15 protein-coding genes are annotated in these 22,250 nt (G+C 65.8%); 9 read left to right on the top strand and 6 right to left on the bottom strand.

Annotated features, from left to right (window positions below):
• Positions 1-73 precede the first annotated feature (73 nt).
• From BT115_RS15340 to BT115_RS15350, 3 genes are read left to right on the top strand one after another with little or no spacing between them, the layout of a single operon-like run.
• Entirely contained in the window at positions 74-1,018 is a 945-nt protein-coding gene (locus BT115_RS15340) for a lysylphosphatidylglycerol synthase transmembrane domain-containing protein (RefSeq protein WP_143144589.1), read from the top strand.
• A gap of 11 nt (positions 1,019-1,029) precedes the next feature.
• Complete coding sequence (locus BT115_RS15345) at positions 1,030-2,163, top strand: serine hydrolase domain-containing protein (RefSeq protein ID WP_072323679.1); 1,134 nt, start codon at positions 1,030-1,032, stop codon at positions 2,161-2,163.
• A gap of 33 nt (positions 2,164-2,196) precedes the next feature.
• The gene (locus BT115_RS15350; protein WP_072323489.1) at positions 2,197-2,673 is read left to right on the top strand and encodes a T6SS immunity protein Tdi1 domain-containing protein; all 477 of its coding nucleotides are present in this window, start codon (positions 2,197-2,199) and stop codon (positions 2,671-2,673) included.
• Positions 2,674-2,680: 7 nt separating this feature from the next.
• Here BT115_RS15350 and BT115_RS15355 read toward each other — a convergent pair whose 3' ends face one another.
• From BT115_RS15355 to BT115_RS15375, 5 genes are all read right to left on the bottom strand, one after another.
• Positions 2,681-3,946 (bottom strand): RNA polymerase sigma factor, encoded by a 1,266-nt coding sequence (locus BT115_RS15355; RefSeq protein WP_072323680.1) that lies wholly within the window; start codon positions 3,944-3,946, stop codon positions 2,681-2,683.
• Positions 3,947-4,012: 66 nt separating this feature from the next.
• Positions 4,013-4,783 carry a YciI family protein gene (locus BT115_RS15360; RefSeq protein ID WP_072323490.1) on the bottom strand — a complete coding sequence of 257 codons (771 nt, stop codon included), beginning with the start codon at positions 4,781-4,783 and terminating at the stop codon, positions 4,013-4,015.
• 10 nt (positions 4,784-4,793) lie between these two features.
• Positions 4,794-5,222 (bottom strand): VOC family protein, encoded by a 429-nt coding sequence (locus BT115_RS15365; RefSeq protein ID WP_072323491.1) that lies wholly within the window; start codon positions 5,220-5,222, stop codon positions 4,794-4,796.
• 21 nt (positions 5,223-5,243) lie between these two features.
• A complete protein-coding gene (locus BT115_RS15370; RefSeq protein WP_072323492.1) occupies positions 5,244-5,672 on the bottom strand; it encodes a YciI family protein in 429 nt (142 codons plus the stop codon).
• 115 nt (positions 5,673-5,787) lie between these two features.
• A complete protein-coding gene (locus BT115_RS15375) occupies positions 5,788-6,435 on the bottom strand; it encodes a sensor histidine kinase (protein ID WP_072323493.1) in 648 nt (215 codons plus the stop codon).
• A gap of 459 nt (positions 6,436-6,894) precedes the next feature.
• Between BT115_RS15375 and BT115_RS15380 the strand changes: the two genes are divergently transcribed.
• The 5 genes from BT115_RS15380 to BT115_RS15400 all read left to right on the top strand — a co-directional run bounded on the left by BT115_RS15380 (position 6,895) and on the right by BT115_RS15400 (position 18,483).
• Positions 6,895-12,918, top strand: a complete 6,024-nt coding sequence (locus tag BT115_RS15380; protein ID WP_072323494.1) for an alpha-2-macroglobulin — start codon at positions 6,895-6,897, stop codon at positions 12,916-12,918.
• 118 nt (positions 12,919-13,036) lie between these two features.
• On the top strand, positions 13,037-15,403 hold the full coding sequence (pbpC, locus tag BT115_RS15385) for a penicillin-binding protein 1C (RefSeq protein WP_072323495.1): 2,367 nt from the start codon (positions 13,037-13,039) through the stop codon (positions 15,401-15,403).
• Positions 15,404-15,604: 201 nt separating this feature from the next.
• A complete protein-coding gene (locus tag BT115_RS15390; RefSeq protein WP_072323496.1) occupies positions 15,605-16,999 on the top strand; it encodes a sugar porter family MFS transporter in 1,395 nt (464 codons plus the stop codon).
• Positions 17,000-17,272: 273 nt separating this feature from the next.
• Positions 17,273-17,824: a fimbrial protein gene (locus BT115_RS15395; protein WP_072323497.1), complete on the top strand. Its 552-nt coding sequence runs from the start codon at positions 17,273-17,275 to the stop codon at positions 17,822-17,824.
• Between the two features lie 65 nt (positions 17,825-17,889).
• Entirely contained in the window at positions 17,890-18,483 is a 594-nt protein-coding gene (locus BT115_RS15400; protein ID WP_072323498.1) for a hypothetical protein, read from the top strand.
• A 3-nt stretch (positions 18,484-18,486) separates the two neighbouring features.
• Here BT115_RS15400 and BT115_RS15405 read toward each other — a convergent pair whose 3' ends face one another.
• Positions 18,487-21,600, bottom strand: coding sequence for a discoidin domain-containing protein (locus BT115_RS15405; RefSeq protein WP_072323499.1), 3,114 nt, complete (start codon positions 21,598-21,600; stop codon positions 18,487-18,489).
• A gap of 104 nt (positions 21,601-21,704) precedes the next feature.
• Here BT115_RS15405 and BT115_RS15410 point away from each other — a divergent pair, with 104 nt between their 5' ends.
• Positions 21,705-22,250, top strand: coding sequence for a DUF2058 domain-containing protein (locus BT115_RS15410; RefSeq protein WP_072323500.1), 546 nt, complete (start codon positions 21,705-21,707; stop codon positions 22,248-22,250).

Here is a 22,250-nt window from a genome sequence, read left to right on the forward strand (position 1 = left end):
CCCCGAAGCCGCGTCGTCGTGGGATGATGCCCGCCGTTCGCGGGCAACGGCCCGCACGATTCAGAGCCGAGCGGTGACGGAAGTACAGAACACGACGGGCGCCAGAACGATGGCGGCGAGGGCAGCGAAGTATCTGCTGACGGCGGCGATCGTCGCTGGCGCGGCGTTCCTGCTGCACCGTTACATCGCACGCATGTCGTGGCACGACGTGCGCGACGCCATCGAGCGCATCCCACGCTGGCACGTGGTGGGTTCGATCGCGACCACCCTGGTGAGCTGGGCCTGTCTTACGGCTTACGACGTCTTCGCGGTGGACACGGTAGCGCCGGGCAAGGTGTCGCTGCGCATGCGGATCTTCTCCGGCTTCACGACCCATGCGATCTGCAACGCCCTCGGTTTTCATGCCATCACCGGCACGGCGTTGCGTTACCGCGTGCTCTCCACGCAAGGCATCAGCGCAGCAGATGTTGCGCGCGTGGTCGGCCTCGTCGGCTTCGCGGTGGGCATGGGTTTCGCGGCCGTCACCTGCATCGCGCTGCTTTGGGAGCCGTCGATCGCGCAGGGGTGGGGGCGTTGGCCCGGCATCGTGCTCATCGTTCTGTTTGTGCTCCTGCTGCGCTGGCTGGCGGGCAAGCACGACGAACTGAAAGTGTGGAAATTCAGCACGCCCGTGCCATCGGCGCGCTCGGCTGGCGCGCAGATCGTCATCGGCGTCGTGGAGATGATCGGCGCGACCGGCGCCATGTACCTGCTGCTGCCGCCGGACGTGGCGGGCAGCTTCATCGACTTCGCGCCCATCTACGTCGGCGCGATCCTCGCCGGCATCGTGAGCAACACGCCGGGCGGCATCGGTGCCTTCGAAGCGCTGACGCTGGCCGCGTTTCCTCAGGAGCAACGCGCGCAGGTTCTGGCCGCGCTGTTGGCCTATCGCGTGATCTATGGTCTCGGGCCCCTCGCGGTCGCCTCGTTGGCGCTTGGCGTCTTCGAGATGCGCCGTCGCGTCGGGGCATCATCATGATGGCGCGCCTCATGCGGGCCAGCACGGCGCTGGCTGTGCTGCTGCTCGTCGCCTGCGCGACGCCGCATGCACGCCGCACCGATGTGCTGTTCTGGAATCAGGCGCAGCGCGAGGCCGCGTTCCGTGCGATGCAGACGCACTACGCGAGCAACGTCGTTCACCACGGCCAGCCGCACTCATTGCCGGCGGGCGAGCCATTGTTACCGCGTTTCGCGGACGGAAAAACGCTCGATGTCTACATGACCGAGCATCACGTGGCCGGTGTGATGGTGCTGCAGGACGGACGCGTCCGGCTGGAGCGCTATGGTCTGGATGCAGACCCCTCCACGCGATGGACCTCGTTCTCGGTCGCCAAGTCGTTTACCTCCACGCTCGTCGGCGCTGCGTTGCGCGATGGCGCGATTCACGGGCTCGACGATCCGGTGACGCGTTACATCCCCGAACTCGCGGCGGGTGCCTACCGCGATGTGACCGTTCGTCAGCTCCTGGAAATGCGTTCGGGTGTGCGCTGGAACGAGGATTACAGCGACCCGCACTCGGACGTGGCGATGATGTACGAGGGTGCGCGCCAACCCGGCGTGCCCTTGCTGGTTTCGTACATGGCCCGCCTGCCAAGCGACACCGCGCCGGGCACGCGCTGGGTCTACAAGACCGGCGAGACCGATCTCATCGGCATCCTCGTCACACGCGCTACCGGCAAGTCGCTCGCGCGATACCTGTCCGAAAAGATCTGGCAGCCCTATGGCATGGGCGCGGATGCGCTCTGGTTGAAGGACGAGGTGGACGGTACGGAAGCCGGTGGTTCCGGCGTCTCCGCCACCCTTGCGGATTACGCGCGCTTCGGTCAGTTCCTGCTTGGCGGTGGCATCGCGGCAGGCAAGCCGGTACTGGCCGAGGGCTGGCTGACCGATGCGACCCGCACGCATTCGGCTATCGGCGTGCCCGGTCGTGGCTACGGCTACCAATGGTGGACCTACGACGACGGCAGCTTCGAGGGCATCGGCATCTTCGGCCAGTTGCTCCACGTCGATCCGCGGCGGCACCTCGTGATCGTGCAGCTCGCGGCGTGGCCGGTCGCCACGGACGAGGCGCAGGCCAGGGCGCGCGCGGCGTTCGTGCAGGCAGTGAACAGCGCGGTCGACTAAACTGCATCATCCCCCGCACGACAGGCCCCTCTCATGGCCCTTTCCTGGAACGACCTCACCTGTACGCCCGATGCGGAAGCCATCGAGGCGCTTGCCGAATCGTGGCGCTGGCGCGTCGGCGACGCCTTCACGCCGCTGGTGTTCACCGCCTTCGGCGATATGTTCTACGAGGCGGACGAAGGCGGCATTTTCTGGCTGAACACCGGCACCGCGGAACTCGAGCGCGTGGCCGAAAGCGTGGAGGGCTTCAACAACCTCCTCCGCGAGGAAGTGGCCGAGGACTGGCTGCTGCCGGGCCTGGTGGAAGCCCTGATCGAGGCCGGCAAGACGCGTGCGCCCGGCGAGTGCTACACCTACGTGACCCTGCCGGTGTTTGCCGAAGGCGAATACACCGTCGAAAATCTCAACCCGGTTCCGGCGAAGGAGCACTTCGAACTGACCGGTTCGGTGTTGCAGCAGCTCCAGGACGTGCCCGACGGCACCAACGTGAATATCGACATCACCCACTGATGGTTGGCTAGCGGGCGCCGCAAGCCTCGGCGCGCGCTTTCAGCAGGTTGCGTTCGCGCTCGTTGCGCGTCATGCCCGCGGCACGGGTGAAGGCGAGGCGTGCATCGGCGGCGCGACCCAACCGAAAGAGCAGGTCGCCATGCACGCTCGGAAGCAGGTGATAGTCCTTCAGCGAGGGCTCGTCGAGCAGCGCCTCCACGATGGGCAGTGCGGCATCGGGGCCTTCCGCCATCGACACCGCCACCGCGCGATTGAGTTCGACGACCGGCGAAGGCAGCACCTCCACCAGCGCGGCGTACAAGTCGGCGATGCGCGGCCAGTCGGTGTCGTCCGGCCGTGCCGCCCGCGCATGACACGCGGCGATGGCGGCCTGCAATGTGTAAGGTCCGAGTGCACCGCCCAGGCGCTCGGCCCGCTCGAGCGCCTTGATGCCGCGGCCGATCAGCAGGCGGTCCCAACGTGCCCGGTCCTGGTCGAGCAGAAGGATCGGTTCGCCGTCCGCGGCCGTGCGCGCGCCCAGACGCGATGCCTGGATTTCCATCAGCGCGACCAGGCCGTGGACCTCCGCTTCGCCAGGCATCAGCTCCGCAAGTACGCGGCCCAGCCGTTGCGCTTCCTCGCACAATGCCGGGCGCATCCAGTCACTGCCTGCTGTCGCCGCATAGCCTTCGTTGAAGATGAGATAGAGCACGCGCAACACGGACGCCAAGCGCATTTTCAAGGCGTCGCCGCGCGGTACGTCGTAGGTCACGGCTTCATCGGCGAGACTGCGTTTCGCACGTACGATCCGCTGCGCCACGGTGGCTTCGGAAACCAGGAAGGCGCGCGCAATCTCGTCGGTGGTGAGGCCACCCAGCAGCCGCAAGGTCAATGCCACGCGCGCTTCCACCGAGAGCATGGGATGACACGCCGTGAAGATCAGCCGGAGCATGTCGTCGCCGATGTCGTCGTCGAGCGCATCGATCAAGCGATCGTCGTCCGCTTCGAGCAGCCCTTCCATGTCCTTGCCCAAGGCTTCGAGCTTGCGCCCCGCCATGCGTTCACGGCGGATGCGATCGACCGCACGATGCTTTGCCGTCTGCGTGAGCCAGGCGCCGGGGTTGCGCGGTACGCCGTCGCGCGGCCATTGCTCGAGCGCCGTGACCAACGCGTCCTGCGCCAGCTCCTCGGCGAGGTCCAGGTCGCGCACCATGCGTGCGACGGTCGCGATAAGGCGCGGCGACTCGATCTTCCAGATCGCGTCGATGGCGCGATGAGTGTCATGCGTGGTCATCGCCATGCATGACACCACCCACCCCTTGGGCATGGCAAGCCGCGTTGCGGCATGCGCTGCCGAGGGCTACGACGAGACGGGCAGCAGCTCTTCCATACGGTACAGTTCGCGGATCTCGAGCCGCGCGTCGTCGCCATCCGGAAACGGATAGCGCTCCGTCCAGGCGATCACTTCGTCCAGGTCCTTCGCGCGCAGCACCCAGAAGCCAGCGACCATCTCCTTGATCTCGGCGAACGGGCCGTCCATCACGGCCGGCTTGCCGTGGCCGAAGCGCACGCGTTTCGCGTGGCGGCTGGACGACAGCCCGTGCCCCGCGATGAGCAGGCCCGCCGCCTCGCCCTGGCGGTTGGCTTCGATCATCCGGCCCAGTATCTCCTCCCCGGGGTTCCAGTCGGTTTCGCTGCGCTCGTTCAATTTCAACATCACGATGTAACGCGGCGAGGGCGAGTCGCCCTCGCTCGGATCGCCGAAGCCGGACAGCCCACCCGGGCAGCCGATCGGGCGGAGTTCGATGTCCGCGTGGCCCTGGGCGTCTTGGCTGGGCCAGTCTTTCACCCAGGCCACCGCATCCTCCATCGAGTCGGCCTCGATAATGCTGAAGCCGGCAATCAGTTCGCCGCGCTCGGGAAAGGGGCCGTGCTCGACCATCGCCTTGCGACCCGGGCCAAACGTTACCCGCACGCCCTGGCTGCTCGGCTTGAGTCCTTCGCCGGCAAGAAGCCGGCCCTCCGCGGCGAGCGTGTCCATGTACTCACCCATCGCTTCGATCAGTTCAGGGGAGGGCTTCGCGCCCGCCTCGCTGTCGCTGCACGCCTTGCGCAGAATCAGAAATCGCATCGCTCGCTCCTCAAGGGCTGGGCTTGTCGCCAGCGTTGACCATCCAGGGCACGCCGAACTTGTCGGTGAGCATGCCGAAACCGGCGGCCCAGAACGTCTCGCCGTAGGGCATCTTCACGTTGCCGCCGGCCGCCAGGGCGTCGAATACCTTGCGACCCTGTGCCACGTCGTCGACGCCGAGGCTGATGGTGATGTTGCGAACACCCGGCTCGTCGGCGCCATCGGAGCCCATCAACGTCTGGTCGCCTACCGCGAGATTCACGTGCATGATTTTTTCGGCCATGGCAGCCATGGCCTCCGGCGGCATACCGCCTTCGCCCCCCGGTGGCATGTCCTTGAATCGATGCAGCTCGCGAATCGTTCCGCCGAGTGCCGTCTCGTAGAAGCGGAAGGCTTCCTCGCAATTGCCTTGAAAGAAAAGATAGGGCTGGATCTTCATGACGACTCCGTCGGTCGTGGGTCAGGTGCGGGAAGCGATCTCGGCGCGCAGGCGTTCTTCCTGGGCGCGGGCTTCCGGGGTGAATTCGGTACCAAAGTCCTCGGCCTCGAACACGCGGCGGATCTCGACCTCGGATTCGATGCCTTCGAAGGGATTGGGGGCGCGCTTCATCCATTCGATCGCCTCGTCCAGCGACCGTACCTGGATCAGCCAGAAACCCGCGATGAGTTCACGGGTTTCCGCAAAGGGGCCGTCGATCACCTCGCGACGTTCGCCCGAGAAGCGCACGCGCGCGCCGTCCCGGCTGGGGTGAAGACCCTCGGCCGCCAGCAGGACGCCCGCGCGGACCAGGGATTCGTTGTAATGGCCCATTGCCGTGAGCAACGCCTCGCTCGGCATCTCGCCGGCTTCGGAGGTCTTGTTCGCTCGCACCATCACCATGAAACGCATTGGATGTCTCCTTGCCTTAGCCAGGCGATCCCCGGCTTTCATGGAGACGTCGATTGTGACCTGCCCGGATCGACAAGGGCGATCGACATTTTTTCAATGCAGCGGGCGGCCGGCGTCAGTCAGGTTGCGTCGGCGCCTCGAACACGGCGCGCACGCCATCCGGCTCGAAACGGATGGCCGCCTCACCGGCGGCCTGGCAAGCCAGCGTGCGCTCGATGAAACGGGTGCCAAAGCCCCGGTGGACTGGCACCGTCACGGGCGGGCCACCGCGCTCCTTCCATTCGATCCACACCTTGTCGGTCGCCTCGCTCGGCACCTGCCATGTAATGGCGATGCGGCCGGACGGCGTGGACAACGCACCGTACTTTGCGGCATTGGTAAGCAGTTCGTGCAACGCCATCGCCACGGCCAGCGCGGTTTCGCGCTCCAGGGTCAGCCGCGGGCCGCTGAAGCACACCCGCCCGTTCCCCGGGTCGTGAGGGGCGAGCGTCGCCGCCACGACGTCGCGCAACGGCACGGCCTGGGTGGTCCGCTTCAACAGCAGATCGTGCGCCGCGGCCAGAGCGCGCAGGCGGCATTCGAAGGCGGTCATGGAGCAATCCAGCGGGCGGTCGCCGCGGAAGCTCTGTCGCGCCATGGCCTGCACGACCATGAGCACGTTCTTCAGTCGGTGGTTGAGGTCGTCGATCACCACGCGCTGGGATCGCGCGGTGTCACGCAGGACCGTCACGTCCTCCTGGCGGCTCGTCAGTTCGTCAATCATCGTGCTCCCCATCAGGTTCGCGCTTCGCCGCCGTCACTTCCGGCGTGCATGCGGCCGCGCCCTCATCCTGTCGGCGCACCGGTTACCCGAATGGCAGACCGGGAGGCGAAGATAGAGCAACATACTTGCGCGTTACATGCCGTTACACGCAGCGCGTGAGCCGCGTCACGCCCAGCTCTCGTCCGCAGCATTTTCAGAATTCTTCTATTGCTAATCGTCGCGACTCTCGTCCCCGCGTAGGGCGGTCGTGTTTGCCGAAAACCCGCTCCCGGGGCGCTCCATTTCCGTGAAATGGCTCCGCTATGCCAGAATCTCGCCGCTGCGCCGGCAGAAACCGCGCGCACGATGTCGTGGGGATACATAGCACGCTGCCCGTTCGCCGTTCTTGCGGCGCACGGCCGTCGTCGTATCCATGGCACGGGCAATGGCGCCGTCATTCGAGAAGGATCGGAAGGGAATATGGACCTGCTTCGCTTTATCGTTTCGTTGCCTCTGCGCTTCGTGCGCGCGCTATTTCGGCTGCTGGGAAGAGTGACGAGGCCGATCTTTGGCGACATGGCCTGGTCCGCGCCCGCCTGGGTGCCCGCCACCGGCCGCGCCGCGCGCAGCCATCCCTTGAAGTTCGTCGGTGGCATCGCCGCCGTGCTGCTCCTCGCTGCTGCCGGTTGGTTCGGCTGGCACTGGTGGCAGAACCGGCCGCGGGCGGCGGAGCCCAACCGGATCACCTTCGAGGCCCCGGCGCCCGACATCACCGATTACACGCAGGTGCCGGTCACGATCCATCCGTTGACCGTGACCTTCTCCGGCTCGGCCGCTCGGCTGGAGTCGCTGGGCAAGCCGGTCACCGACGGCATTGCCATGGACCCGAAACTGCCCGGGCAATGGACGTGGGAAAACGATCGCGTGCTCCGTTTCGTGCCCGCCAACGACTGGCCGGTCGGTCGACGTATCGAGGTGCGCTTCGACAAGGCGAAGGTGTTCGCGCCGCAGGCGTTGCTGGCTGACGACCACTTCACCGTCGAGACGGCGCCGTTCACCGCGCGCGTGGTCAATGGCGAGTTCTACCAGGATCCGCAGGACCCCACCCGCAAGAAGACGATCGTCCAGTTGGGCTTCAACTACCCGGTGGATGCGGCTGAACTGGAAAAACGCCTGGCGCTCGACCTGCGCAACGGCAACGAGAAGCGCGGCAGCACGCTGAAGTACACCGTTACCTATGACGAGCGTCGCCTGAACGCCTTCGTTCACTCGCAACCGCTGCAACTGCCGCGCGACGACGGCTCGGTCGGCCTGCGCCTCGACGACGGCGTGCGCAGCAGCCGTGGCGGCGATGGCACGGACAAGCCGCTGGAAACGAGCGTGCGCGTACCCGGCCTCTACAGCCTGAAGCTGGAGGAAATGACGCCGACCCTCGTGGACAACGAGCGCTTCGAACCGGAACAGGTCGTGGCGCTGAACTTCGGCGGTCCTGTCAGCGACGCCGAACTGGCGAAGAAGCTGCACGTATGGGCCTTGCCCATGGACGACGACAAGCACCCCTCGGTCGACACCATCGGCGAGGACGACCTGCGCAGCTTTACGGCGCTCAAGCCCGAAGTCGTGCCGACCGAGAACGACTGGTCCGAGACGCAGAGCTTCCGCTTCCACGCCCAGCCGGGCCAGCGCATCTATGTTCGCGTGGACAAGGGCATGACCTCGTTCGGTGGGTACGTGATGCCCAAGTCGCGCGCCGAACTGCTCGTGGTGCCGGACTACCCGCGCCTGCTGCGCTTCATGGCCGACGGCTCCCTGCTGTCGCTGAGCGGCGACCGGCGTATCTCGGTGGTTTCGCGCAACATGCCGGGCATGCGCGTGGAAGTGGGCCGTGTGCTGCCCGATCAGTTGCAGCACCTCGTCTCGTTGAATTCCGGCACGTACACCAAGCCGGAGATGTATGGATTCTCGCCCGAGAACATCGTCGACCGCTTCGTGAAGAAGGTGTCCTTCCCGGCCGAGGGTCCGGGCAAGGCGCATTACGAAGGCTTCGATCTCGGCCAGTACCTCGCCGCGGGCAAGCGCGGCGTCTTCCTGCTCAAACTTTCCGGTTACGACGCCAAGGCCGAACAGGAGCGCCGCGAGAATCGCGAGAAGGCGGCGCGCGAAGCGGCGCAGCGCGAGGCGGGCGGCGATCCGGATGCTGCCGCGGCAGAAGCCGCCGCACGTGACGACGACACCGACACCGCGCCGTACGACTGGCCGCGCGACGAACGCCTCGTGGTCATCACCGACCTCGGTGTCATTGCCAAGAAGTCGCTCGACGGCAGCCAGGACATCTTCGTGCAGTCGATCCACACGGGATCGCCCGTGGGTGGTGCTTCGGTGGCGGTGATCGCGAAGAACGGCAGCACCCTCGCCACCCAGGCCACCGGTGCCGATGGCCGCGCGCACTTCGCCAACCTCAAGGGGTTCACGCAGGAAAAGACCCCGGCCATGTTCGTGGTGCGCCAGGGCGAGGATCTCTCGTTCCTCCCGGTGACCGCGTACGACCGCTCCCTGGACTTCTCGCGCTTCGACATCGGCGGCGAGCCCAACGCGCACAGCCAGGGCCAGCTTTCGGGATATCTGTTCTCCGATCGCGGCATCTACCGTCCCGGCGATCTGTTCCACATCGGCATGATCGTGCGCGCGAACAGCTGGACGCGCAGCGTGGCCGGCATGCCGTTGATTGCCGAAGTGGTCGATCCGCGCGGCACCACGGTACGCCAGCAGACGGTGTCGATGGATGCGGCCGGCTTTGCCGAACTGGAACACACCACGGCGGAAACCTCGCCCACCGGCAACTGGACGGTGAACCTGTACATCGCGAAGGACGGCAAGCCGTATTCGCAGATCGGCAACACGACGGTGCAGGTGAAGGAGTTCCAGCCCGATCGCATGAAGGTATCGGCGACGCTTTCCACCGCGGTGCCCGAGGGCTGGGTGAAACCCGCGCAGTTGAAGGCGCTGGTGGACGTACGCAACCTCTTCGGCACGCCAGCCGCGGATCGCCGCGTGGAAGGCACGCTGACCCTGCGCCCCGCCTTCCCCGCGTTCCCGAGCTACAAGGACTATCACTTCTACGACATCCGTCGCGCGAAGGAAGGCTTTGAAGAGAAGCTCGCTGATGTGAAGACCGACGACAAGGGCCATGCGGAGTTCGCGCTGGACTTGTCCCGCTATGCCGATGCGACCTACCAGTTGTATTTCCTCGCCAAGGCCTACGAGGCCGAAGGTGGTCGCAGCGTGGCTGCGGCCACGCAAGGCATGGTCTCGTCCAACGACTGGCTGGTCGGCTACAAGTCGGTCGACAACCTCGATTACGTCAGCCGCGGATCCGCGCGTAGCGTGAACCTCGTGGCGATCGACCCGAGCGCCAAGCGCATGGCCTTGAGCGGCCTGAAGCAGGCGATCGTGGAAACCCGCTACGTCTCGGTGCTGACCAAGCAGGATTCCGGCGTCTTCAAGTACGAATCCAAGGCGCGCGAATCCACGATCTCCGAAACGCCGCTGTCCATCCCGGCCAGCGGCCTCGACGTGACGCTGCCCACCGACAAGCCGGGCAACTTCGCGCTGGTGGTGAAGAACGCCGACGGCAAGGAAGTGAACCGCGTGGCCTGGTCGGTGGCGGGCGACGGTAACGTGTCCCGTTCGCTGGAGCGCAACGCCGAACTGCAGCTCACCCTGTCGAAGAAAGACTACGCCCCGGGCGAAGCCGTGGATGTGGCGATTCGCGCGCCCTATGCGGGTAGCGGTCTCATCACCATCGAGCGCGACAAGGTCTATGCGCACGCGTGGTTCCACGCCGATACGACCAGTTCGGTGCAGCACATCACCGTGCCCGCCGACTTCGAGGGCAACGGTTACATCAACGTGCAGTACGTGCGCGATCCGTCTTCGGACGAGATCTTCATGAGCCCGCTCTCGTTCGGCGTCGTGCCGTTCTCGGTGAACATGGACGCACGCCGCAACACGCTGACGGTCGATGCACCGGCGCTGGTGAAGCCGGGTGACACCGTCACCTTCCACGTCACCTCCACCACGCCGACGCGTGCCGTGGTGTTCGCTGTGGACGAAGGCATCCTGCAGGTGGCGCGTTACAAGCTCGGCGATCCGCTGCAGTACTTCTTCCGCAAGCGCATGCTCGAAGTCTCCACGTCGCAGATCCTCGACCTCATCATTCCGGACTTCCAGAAGCTGATGTCGATGGCGGCCCCCGGCGGCGACGCCGATGGCGGCATCGGGCGCCAGCTCAATCCGTTCCGGCGCAAGCGCGACAAGCCGGTGGCCTACTGGTCGGGCATCGTCGACATCGACGGCTCGCGCGATCTCACCTACAAGGTGCCGGACTACTTCAACGGCAAGCTCCGCGTCATGGCGGTAAGCGTGTCGCCCGAACGCATGGGCACCTTCGAAGGTGCGACCACGGTACGCGGTGACTTCGTGCTCTCGCCGAACGTGCCGACCACGCTGGCGCCGGGTGACGAGGCCGAAGTGAGCGTCGGCGTGGCGAACAACCTCACCGGCCTTGGCGGCAAGGACGTCCCGATCGCCGTGAACCTGAAGACCGGTCCGCAGTTGCAGGTGGTGGGTGAGGCCGCGAAGACGTTGAGCCTCGGCGAAATGCGCGAAGGCGTGGCGATCTTCCGCGTGCGTGCTACCGACAAGCTTGGCTCCGGCAATCTCACCTTCACCGCGGGCTACGGTGGCAAGGGCGCCAAGCAATCCGTTGACCTTTCCGTGCGGCCGGCGTCCCCGATGCGTACGGATCTCGCCTTTGGTCACGTCGATGCACACTCGCGCGGGGACGTGACCGACCTGCGAGACATGCACGACGAATACGCGAAGCGCGACGCGTCCTTCTCCACTGTGCCGGTGGTGCTGGCGCGCGGACTCGCGGCGTACCTCGTCGATTTCCCGCACTACTGCACGGAGCAGGTCATCAGCGCCGCCATGCCGGCACTGATCCTCGGCCAGCGTCCGGAGTTCGGAGACGTGAAGCCGGCACGCATGAGCGATGATGCCGCGCCTCCGGCCGATCCGGTGGCGGCACTGTTCGACACGCTGCGCGCGCGGCAGAACGGGCAGGGCGGATTTGGCTTGTGGACCGCTACGCCGGACACGAACGTATTTGCCACCGACTACGCCGTGCATTACCTGATCGAAGCCGGCGATCGCGGCGTGGCCGTGCCGCGCGACATGCTCACCGCTGCGGACGGCGCGCTGCGCCAGATTGCGGCCGACGATAGCGGCGACAGCCTGGCGCAGATGCGTCAGCGTGCCTACGCGATCTACCTGCTGACCCGCCAGGGCAACGTCACCACGAACGATCTCGCGTCGTTGCAGCGTCGTCTGCAGGAGACCTATCCGAAGGAGTGGAAGAACGATCTGGCGGCGGCATGGCTCGCGTCGTCGTATCAGTTGTTGCGTCAGGATCGCCTGGCGAACGATCTGATAGCCGGTCCGCGCAAGCTGCTCGGCCGCAAACCGGCAGACGAGGCGTACAGCTACGCGGAGTACTACGACACGCCGATCCGCGATGCGACGGTGCTGTACCTCTTGGCGAAGCACTTCCCCGAACAGGCCAAGGCACTGCCGCCCGAGACCATCGAAAATCTCGTCCGGCCGCTCGGCAAGGGTCACTACAACACGCTCTCGTCGGGCATGGTGATCCTCGCGCTCGACGCCTGGGCGAAGGATGCCGGCGGCGACACCAGCAAGCTGACGATCGGTGCCGTGGCAGCGAACGGTACGGTGACGCCGATCGGATCGCCGAAGGGCAGTCTCGTGGATGCGCATTGGACGGCTGGCACGCAGCGCTTGCGGCTGATCAACGATGCGGACATCACGGCCTGGTATGGCGTGGCGCAGACTGGTTTCGACCGCAAGCCGTCCACCGACACGCGCAAGGATGGTCTCGAGATTACCCGCACGTACACCGACCTGAAGGGCAAGGCCATCGATACGGTGAGTACGGGCGACGAGGTCGACGTGCATGTGCGCATCCGCGCCACCAACGCCGACGGTGTGCCCAATGTCGCCATCGTGGACTTGCTCCCCGGCGGTTTCGAACCGGTGCTCGACACGGCACCGCCCGCGGCCGACGACGCCTCCACGGCCTCGGCGAGCGATTCTGCCGACGCGAGCGAGGAAGGCGACGCCAGCGATAACAGCGGCGAGGACGAAGGCACGGCGCCGGAAGACGGTGGGGACGAAACGCCCGCATGGCGGTCGCCCATCGGCACCGCCGAGTCCACCTGGAAGCCCGAATACGCCGACGTACGCGAGGATCGTGTGGTCGTGTACGGCTACGCGGGCAGCGACGTGCAGGAGTTCGTGTACCGGATCAAGGCGACCAACGCAGGCACCTTCGTCGTGCCGCCTGTGTTCGCCGAGTCGCTGTACGACCGCAGCGTGCAGGCCCGCGCACCCGGCGGCAGCAAGCTCACCGTGGAAGACAAGCGCTAGGCGCGGGATGGCAGCGCGAGCGTCCTGACGCTCGCGCTGGAACCCGGGGATCGATGTGCGGCGAGGCCTGACGGCCTCGCCCCCAGACCGAGTCCCGCCGAGCCTCTACGTGTCGCCGATGAAATCATTCCCTCGCCTTCGTCTGCCCCGCTGGCACAACGTACTGGTTGCGTTGCTGCTTCTGGCGGCCATACCGGTCACGTGCCGCCTCTGGCCGCACGATCCGCTGCGCGCGTGGTTTCCGTCTTCCACGGCGGTCTACGATGCGGACGGACATCTGCTGCGCCTGACGCTCGCGAGCGACGATCGCTATCGCCTGTGGGTGCCGTTGGAAGACATCTCGCCTGCGATGGTCGAGGGCGTGCTGCTGCACGAGGACCGCTGGTTCCGCTGGCATCCCGGCGTCAGCGTATGGGGGCTGTTTCGCGGTGCATGGATGACCTACGTGCGCGCCGGGAATCGGCAGGGTGGCTCCACCGTCACGATGCAGCTCGCGCGCTTGATCTGGCACCTCGATACACGGCATCCGCGGGGCAAGCTCGTGCAGATGGCGCGGGCGGTGCAATTGGAACTGTTCTATTCCAAGCACGACATCCTCGAGGCTTATCTCAACGCCGCGCCTTATGGCCGTAACGTGGAAGGCGTGGGAGCCGCCAGCCTTGCGTACTTCGGCAAGTCGCCTGCGCGACTGAGCTTGCCGGAAGCACTGACTCTTGCAGTGATTCCACAGGACCCGGCGCGGGGCCTGCCCGGTAACGTCAACGGCAGCGCCGTGATCGATACGGCGTTGAAGACCTCGCGAGACCGGTTGTTCGCGCGCTGGATCTCCAAACACCCCGATGACGCTGCGGCTCGCCCGTTGTTCGATCTGCCGTTGCGTTTGCGTCCACTTTCTCGTCTGCCGTTCGAGGCACCGCATTTCGTCGAACAGGTACTCGCCGAGCGCCGGCTCGACGGTGACGACGAGATGCGCGTCGTCACCACGCTCGATCTCGGTTTGCAGCACAGCCTGGAACGGCAGGTGCGCCAGTACGTAGAGCGGGGTGCCGAGCGCGGCATTCGCAACGCGGCGGCGATCCTCGTGGACACGCGTGACATGGGCATCAAGGCCATGGTCGGCTCGGCCGGCTATTCCGACGCGTCCATCCAGGGTCAGGTGAACGGTACGCTGGCGAAGCGTTCGCCTGGCTCCACCTTGAAGCCCTTCATCTACGCGCTGGGTTTCGACCAGGGCGTGCTGCACCCGGAGACCGTGTTGCGTGACGTGCCGTCGGCCTTCGGCCCGTATACGCCGGAGAATTTCGACGGGCACTTCCTTGGGCCGGTGACGGCCACGCAGGCGCTGGTGCGTAGTCGCAATATTCCCGCGGTGCAGGTCGCAGCGAAGCTGGCCAGCCCCAACCTCTATCAGTTCCTGCGCGATGCAGGCATCTCGCGCATGGCGAGCGAACGGCACTATGGCCTCTCACTCGTGCTCGGTGGCGGCGAGGTGACGATGCAGGAACTGGCGAGTCTCTACGCCATGCTCGCCAATCGCGGCGAACTGCGTCCGTTGCGCCTCCTCGCGAGTACGCCCAAGACGCGCGGCACCCGGCTGCTGAGTGAAGAAGCGAGCTTCATGGTCATGGACATGCTCCGGCAGAATCCGCGCCCGGACGATGCCGTCGCCGGGCAGCCGTCTCGCTTGCCCATGTACTGGAAGACCGGCACGTCATGGAGCTTCCGCGATGCATGGACGGCGGGCAGCTTCGGCCCGTACGTGCTCGTGGTGTGGATCGGCAACTTCGACGGCTCGGGCAACCCGGCCTTCGTCGGTGTGGATGCCGCGGCGCCGCTGTTCTTTCGCATCGCTGACGCGCTGCGCGCCGAGCGGCCGGGCCTGGCCGAACCGATACGCCGCAACCCGCCCAATCTTCGCCGTGTACCGATCTGCCTCGCCAGCGGCGATCTGCCTAACGCCTGGTGTCCCCAGGTCGGCAGTACCTGGTTCATTCCGGGCAAGTCGCCGATCCGTGTGAGCAACGTGCATCGTCCCGTGGTCATCGACACGACGACGGGCAAACCCGCCTGCCCGCCGTACGAGCCGGGCCGCACGCGCGTGGAAGTGTACGAATACTGGCCGTCCGATCTCGCGCGCGTGTTTGCGCAGGCCGGCATGCCGCGTCGCTTGCCGCCGCCGCTGCCGGATTGCCAGGGTGGTGGGCAGCCGGCTGGCGATCCGCCACAGATCACGTCGCCGCTGAAAGGCAGCAGCTACCGCATTCGCATGTCGCGGCTCGGCGACGAACGCATCGCATTCACCGCGACGGCCGACGCCAGCTCACGCACGCTTTACTGGTTCGTCGACGATGCGTATCTAGGCAGCGCGGCGAACGGCCAGCCGCTGATGTGGGCACCCGAACGAACAGGCCGCTTCCTCGTACGCGTGGTGGACGATCAGGGCCGTACCGATTCGCGTGCGTTGGACGTCGGCGCCATCGAGTAGGCCGAACGATCGCACCCTGGCGGATGCTTCGCCGCGTCAGTTCGGTGGGCGACGCGAAAGAGCGCACTGGCGGTACATTCGCAAGGACATGCGATCGTGCGCGACGCTACGCTCACTTCGGCGCGACGCGATCGACACAGGCCGAATACATGCCGTGGCATCCAATCCGGGCTACCTATGCCAAGCAAGGACCCGGCCACCATGGATGCCGTCGTTAAGAAAGAAATACAAACTGCCCATCCCCGGGCGGCGATCGTTACCACCTGCATTCTCGCCGCACTGGCCGGTCTCATGTTCGGCCTCGACATCGGTGTGATCTCGGGCGCCACACAGTTCATCCAGGCCGACTTCAAAGTGTCGGACCGCACCATCGAGTGGATCGTCAGCTCCATGATGGCCGGTGCCGCCATGGGCGCACTGGCAGCGGGTTGGATGTCTGCGGCGCTGGGCCGCAAGCGCTCGCTGATTCTTGCGGGTGTGTTGTTCATTGCCGGCTCGCTGTTCTGTGCGGTCGCGGGATCGGCGACGATTCTTATCGTCGCGCGCTTCGTGCTCGGTCTTGCGATCGGTGTGGCGACGTTCACTGCACCGCTTTATCTGGCAGAGGTCGCGCCGGAGAAGATCCGCGGCGCGATGATCTCGACCTACCAGTTGATGATCACTACCGGCATTCTGCTGGCATTTCTGTCCGACACGGCGTTCAGCAGCTCTGGAAACTGGCGCTGGATGCTCGGGGTCATCGCGGTGCCCGGTGTACTCTTTCTCGCCGGCCTGTTTTTCCTTCCCGACAGCCCGCGTTGGCTGTTGCTGCGCGGACGTCGGCAGGATGCAGAAGTCGTGCTCGCGCGCCTGCGCGGTGACGAAGGCGCGGTCCGCAAGGAGATCGACGATATCGAGGAGCAACTCAAGACGCGCCAGCATGGCTGGAGCATGTTCCGCGAGAATCGCAACTTCCGCCGCTCGGTAGGCCTGGGCGTACTGCTCCAGGCCATGCAGCAATTCACTGGCATGAACGTGGTGATGTATTACGCACCGCGCATCTTCAAGGACATGGGCTACGACACGCATGCGCAGATGTGGTTTACCGCGGCGGTCGGTCTCACCAACGTACTCGCTACCTTGATTGCCTTCGCCTTCGTCGACCGCCTTGGACGCAAGCCCATTCTTTATGCAGGCTTCGCGATCATGGCGGTCGGCCTCGGCATCGTCGGCACGATGATGGGTCTGGGCATCGACTCGCGCGGTGAACAGTTTTTCACCGTGGGCATGCTGCTGCTCTTCATCGTGGGCTTCGCGATGTCGGCAGGACCGCTGATCTGGACTCTGTGTTCGGAGGTGCAACCGCTTCAGGGGCGCGACTTCGGCATCGCCTGTTCCACCTTCACCAACTGGGTGACGAACATGATCGTGGGTGCAACCTTCCTCACGTTGTTGAGTGGCATCGGCAACGCGCAGACCTTCTGGTTGTACGCGGCGCTCAATGCGATCTTCATTGGCATCACGCTCTGGCTGGTGCCGGAGACGAAGAACGTGACACTCGAGCAGATCGAGCGCAATCTCATGAGCGGCAAGCCACTGCGCAAAATCGGCCAGTGATGTAGGCGCGCATGACGACATAGCAGTTTTTTCCGATCCAGTCATGAGAATCAGAGGCCGTTTCCATGAAGTGGGAGCGGTCTCTGAGTTTCAGAAAAAAGTCGAAATTTTGAGCAAACTTCCATATGGAATGTAGGGGCATTCCGACAGAATTTGCTGAGCGCTCGCGTAGTCGAGCTCGGCTGCGTGATGCGCGGGGAAGCACCCGTGCCTCCCCCAGGCCGACGGTCCATGAGGACTGTTGCTCAATCAAATGACATTAAGGTTAACTGGATGAACCTCAAGGCACTTACCTCCGCCCTGCTGATCGCAGGGCTGGCCGCTCCTTCCGCATTCGCCGCCGACACGGGCACGATCAACTTCACGGGTTCGATCGTCAACGTCACCTGCTCGATCAGCGGCGGTACCCCGAATACGGACGATCCCAACTTCACGGTCAACATCGGTCCGGTCAACGCGGCGGACTTCTCCGGTATTGGCGACTACGCCGGCACCACGGGCTTCCGTATCTACGTGGGTAAGAGCGGCGAAACCACCTGCACCGACGGCACCAAGGTGTGGGCGCAGTTCGTACCGGGCCCGACGGTCGATCCGTCGACCGGTGGCCTGATCACGACGGGTGGCGCGACCGGCGTGCAACTGCGTCTCTTCAACCGTGATGGCGTGGCGATCGACGCTTGGAGCGACGATCAGAACGTGGTCAAGGAAACCGTCGCGAACAACCAGGCGGTCCTTGCGCACGCCGTGGCGTACCAGCAGACCGGCAACGTCGCGGCAGGCGCGGCGAACAGCTCGGTGGTGTACTCGGTGCGCTTCGAGCCCTAACCCGTAAAGGGATTCGACCGTCGGCGTCGCCGGCGGTCGTTCGCTCCACGAAGGAACGCTTCGACATGCCAGGAATTTCCCTTACGGCTCGCCGCCTCGGCTGCGCCGCGGCCGTGGTCGCCTACGCCACCGGCGGCACCACGCAGGCCAGCGTAGTCATGAACTCGACCCGCTATGTCTATTCGTTTATCCCCCTGCACACCATGGGTTCGGAGCGTCTCTACCGCGATGCCCAGCGCTTCGACGGGGCGCTGGTGCGGCGTCTGAACGACGCCAAGGTCTCTGCGGTTGCGGTGGACGTCGAAGCCCTCGTGCGCCGTGATGGCCTGGCGGTGGACGTGAGCGTTTCCGACCGGGAAGGGCGGAAACGCAGCTTCATACTCCCCGAGCGCGAGGTGCTGGCCGCCGATCAGCCCGACGCGGACGCGGCCGTTTCAGCGGCGACGCATCGCCTCGTGATACTGCCTTCGCGCGTCATCGTGGATCGGTCCACGGGTGTCACCCACGGCGTCCTGCACTGGCGGTTGGAGCCTACCGACACGGATGCGTCGCCGGTGGCGGTGGGCTTGATTCGCTACACCGCCGATGCGCGCGGCTTTCCCGCGCCGCGCATGGCGCGCGAACTGGTGCTGAAGCTGCATGCGCTCGGCATGCGCTGACACTCAGTAGTCCGCTTCCAGCGTGCGGAACGGTTTCGCAAGCCTGACGCCGTCTGCGTCCCAATCATGCAGCGCCCTGCCGTCTACCGTTACCCGCGACGGGCGCGCGCGGTCGGGCCAGTACACGCGCACTGGCGTCCCGGGACGAATGCCGTCGCCGAGCGTAACGGTGAAACGCTTGCCGTCCCGTCGCGCCGTCATGCTCAGGGAACCGTAGGCCACCGGAAGGCGGGTGACCGACAACCCTTCGCCAGCGACCCAGGATGCGGGCGCGCCGGGAAGTAGATACAGCCCGTCGTCGGCCTCGCGCATCAGCATGCCGAAGATCGTTCGCGCGTATTCCGAACCGATCCACGTATGCGGCATGTCGCCCAAATAGCCGGGATGCCGCAGGCGCGAATGAACCACTTCCGCCCACATGTTCCATTCGGGTGGCCGACGATCGCGAACGACATCCGCGAGAAGCTCGGCCGCATCGTTCGGTCGGTTCAGATAGACGTAGGTCAATACGTTGCGCAGCTCGTACGGCGTATACGCGTACAGGGCGTCCGGTGCATCGCGCTTGCGCACGTCCGCAAGATAGCGGTCGAAGGTCCGCACGAGCGCATCGTGCGGAAGGATGTCCATCTGGCCGGCGGGATCGAGGGCGATGGAAACGCTGGTGGGGTCTCCGTCGCCCAGATCGGCGGCCGCGGGAATGGTGTCGGTGCCCTTCCAGGCCATGGTGGTGACGATCGACTGGCGCATCGATTCGCGCAGCGCCGCGTATTGCTCGCGCGCATACGTCGCAAGCGCCTCGTCGCCCCATTGCTCCGCGAGCCATGCACCGTCGTGCCACCCCTTCAACGCCCAGTAATCGTCCCAGTAGCTGTGCGTAGGGCTGGAATAGCCTTCGTGGCTGATCGAGGGTGCGATGATGCCGTGGAAGCGCTCGGGGACGGGCAGGTGCGAGAGGTAACCCGGCACCATCGTGCGCTCGCGCAGCTCCTGCATGAAATGCATCGCGGCACGGACCTTGGGGAGGTAATCCTTCACGCTGGCGGGGCCGCCACCGAAGCGCGCCACATCGGCCACGAGGTTGATGAATTCGCCTTGGCTGTCGTACTCGATGTCGGAGCCGAAACCGCGGTTGACGCTGCCATCGGCGTTGAGGATCGGCGACACCAGTCCGTTCTCGTGCACGGCGTGGGACGCGTACCAGTCGAGGTAATCGCGCGCGGTTTTTACTTCGCCCATGCGCAGCAGAATCGACGCGGTCGCTGCACCGTCGCGAATGAACGAGCGGTTGTAGTTGCGCGGACCCGCCTGCATCGCATGGCCCGTCTGGTTCACCAGCATGTACGCCGCCTGCGAACGCAGGATGTCCACGAGCGTGTGATCCGGCAGGGAGATGCCGACGCCGCCCAGTCGCTTTTGCCAAGCCGCCGACACGCGATCGGCCAGTGCGTCATAGCCGTCGGCGGTGAAGGCGGCCCGGTCGATCGGTGGCGGTTCCGGCAGACGACCCTGTGCATCCGCGGGCGCGTTGCCCAAGGGGAATGCCACGACGACGTCGCGTTGTTCGCCGGGTGCGAGGCGTACCCGATAGCCCAATGCGCCGGCGGCGAGACCATCGTCGTCGTGTGCGTCGCGCGCGGCTGGCAACTGCGCTGCAGCCACATTGCCGGTGATTTCGGTCTCCCCATGCGCGCCGAATGGCGCAGCGCCCGCGGCGTCGACGGGGGTCAGCGACGACAGCAGCGTGCGCCCGTTCACCCGCACATCGGTATCCGTCCGATCACCGCCAATGGCGATGTCGTGAATAGGCGAGGCGCCACCGTTCTGCCACGGCGGATTGACCTGGATGGGACGAACGACCAGCGTCAGCGTGCCTTGGATGGTCGTGCTGCCGGTGTTGCGCAGGCGATGTCGCAAGAGCACCACCGGCTGGCCTTCGCCTTGAACTGCCACGGCCTCGCTGCGTATCGACAGACCGGGTTGGGCGGTCCAGCTCACCGAGGGCATGGGTTTCCAGCCGTCGCGCAGGGCGTGAGTGCGTTGCGCGCCGTCCGATACGGTGGCGTGGCCGGACGCGTCGCGCCAGATGGCCTGCACCTGCGGTCCGCCCTTGAACGGTTCGAGGTTGCCGTATTCGTCGAAGATCGCTTTCTGCAAGCCGGCCGGTACGCCCACGGCGGTCCAGTACACCTGCTGCATGTGCAGCGACGACGGAAACAGTTCGGCGTGCGCGCGGGAAGCGGCGACCTGATAGCGCTTCATCGGCGTCATGACCCGCGATGGCCCGAGGAAACGCAACCGTGCGATCCGCGGGGGCGCGCCATCCTTCGTGCCGACGACGAGGCGCAGCGCGGACACGTCGCTCGCCTCGCGTGCGGCGAGGTAGGAACTGTCGCCAAGGCTGCCAGGATCGCTGGCGAGGGTGCGCCAGTGGCCCTTCGCGTCACGTGCTTCCAGGGTCGCGCCGTCGCGTGGACCGTCCCAGCGCACTTCGAGCCCGGCGATCGACAGCGGGCGGGGCAGGGCGATGTCGAGCTGTCGCGCGTCATGTGGCCCTTTACCGACGACGTCGCGCGCTGCGCCGTCCGCCCACAACGAGGCGCCATCGTCCTTGCCGTCCAGGCCGGCGATCCGCGGCGCCTGTGTCGCGGCGAACGGCTCGAACTCGAAAACCGAGACGCCCCAGTCGGCCGTGCGGTCCGGCGCCGCAAGACGCACATAGCGTGCGTCGGTGGCCGGAAAGACGAGGTACTCCGTCCCGCCCGGCGAATCGGTCACGCGATAGACCGGGTGAAAATCCTTGCCATCCACCGAGACCTGGATCGTATAGGCGGCGGCGAACCCGCTGTCCCAGTGGACGCGCGCGCCGCCGATCCGGGTGACCTTGCCGAGGTCGACCTGCAACCAGTGCCCGGGGCTGAAAGCGCCGCCCCAACGCGTGGTCTCGTCGCCGTCGATGGCATGCTCCGGTGCCAGCGCAGGCACCTGTTGCGACGAACTGCTGGCCTTCCAGGCGCTGCGCGGTGGGAGGCCGTCCGCGGCAGATGCCGAGGTAGCCATGGCGGCAAGGGAGAAAACGAGGGTCAGGCGTGCGCAGCGCGCAGGAGCAGGCATGGACATGGAGCGACCTCCTGGGGAGGTCGTCTAGCCTAGGCACGTAACGCGATGTAACCAACCCTTCGGCGGTAGAATTCGCCCTTCCGCGGGCAATGAAGTACCTCACCATGCGCAATCCACTGCAGGAACAGCTTCTGAAGGCGGGGCTGGTCAAGAAGGACAAGGCGGCCAAGATCGTGCGCGACCAGGCGAAGCAGCGCCAGGGCAAGGCGCCCGCGGCGCCCGCCGAGGACCAGGTGGACGCCCGTCGCCTGCAGGCCGAGCGCGCCGAACGCGATCGTGCCCTTGCCGCCGAACGCAACGCCGAGGCGCGGGCGAGGGAAATCCGCGCGCAGGTACGGCAGATCGTGGAGACCACGCGCGTGAAGCGCGAGGGCGATCTTCCCTACCGTTTTCCGGACGGCGACAAGATCGCCAGCGTGTTCGTCAACGAAAGCCTGCGTGCGCAGCTTGCGTCGGGGGCGCTGGTGGTCGCGCGCCTCGGCGACGGTTACGAGCTGATTCCGCGTGGTCCCGCGGACAAGATTCACGCCCGGTCGCCGGAAACGATCGTGCTGGATCACGGTCGCAAGGAAGGCGCCGCCGCGCCGTCCGAGGAAGAAGTGGACGACTACTACAAGCAGTTTGTCGTGCCCGACGACCTCATCTGGTAA

The organism is Luteibacter sp. UNCMF366Tsu5.1 (genome assembly GCF_900119235.1).
Classification (GTDB): Bacteria; Pseudomonadota; Gammaproteobacteria; order Xanthomonadales; family Rhodanobacteraceae; genus Luteibacter; species Luteibacter flocculans.

Coding starts and splice junctions, on each gene's coding strand:
- BT115_RS15345 (WP_072323679.1), top strand. CDS start 1,030: ATGCGGGCCAGCACGGCGCTGGCTGTGCTGCTGCTCGTCGCCTGCGCG.
- BT115_RS15350 (WP_072323489.1), top strand. CDS start 2,197: ATGGCCCTTTCCTGGAACGACCTCACCTGTACGCCCGATGCGGAAGCC.
- BT115_RS15355 (WP_072323680.1), bottom strand. CDS start 3,946: ATGACCACGCATGACACTCATCGCGCCATCGACGCGATCTGGAAGATC.
- BT115_RS15360 (WP_072323490.1), bottom strand. CDS start 4,783: ATGCGATTTCTGATTCTGCGCAAGGCGTGCAGCGACAGCGAGGCGGGC.
- BT115_RS15365 (WP_072323491.1), bottom strand. CDS start 5,222: ATGAAGATCCAGCCCTATCTTTTCTTTCAAGGCAATTGCGAGGAAGCC.
- BT115_RS15370 (WP_072323492.1), bottom strand. CDS start 5,672: ATGCGTTTCATGGTGATGGTGCGAGCGAACAAGACCTCCGAAGCCGGC.
- BT115_RS15375 (WP_072323493.1), bottom strand. CDS start 6,435: ATGATTGACGAACTGACGAGCCGCCAGGAGGACGTGACGGTCCTGCGT.
- BT115_RS15380 (WP_072323494.1), top strand. CDS start 6,895: ATGGACCTGCTTCGCTTTATCGTTTCGTTGCCTCTGCGCTTCGTGCGC.
- pbpC (WP_072323495.1), top strand. CDS start 13,037: ATGAAATCATTCCCTCGCCTTCGTCTGCCCCGCTGGCACAACGTACTG.
- BT115_RS15390 (WP_072323496.1), top strand. CDS start 15,605: ATGGATGCCGTCGTTAAGAAAGAAATACAAACTGCCCATCCCCGGGCG.
- BT115_RS15395 (WP_072323497.1), top strand. CDS start 17,273: ATGAACCTCAAGGCACTTACCTCCGCCCTGCTGATCGCAGGGCTGGCC.
- BT115_RS15400 (WP_072323498.1), top strand. CDS start 17,890: ATGCCAGGAATTTCCCTTACGGCTCGCCGCCTCGGCTGCGCCGCGGCC.
- BT115_RS15405 (WP_072323499.1), bottom strand. CDS start 21,600: ATGTCCATGCCTGCTCCTGCGCGCTGCGCACGCCTGACCCTCGTTTTC.
- BT115_RS15410 (WP_072323500.1), top strand. CDS start 21,705: ATGCGCAATCCACTGCAGGAACAGCTTCTGAAGGCGGGGCTGGTCAAG.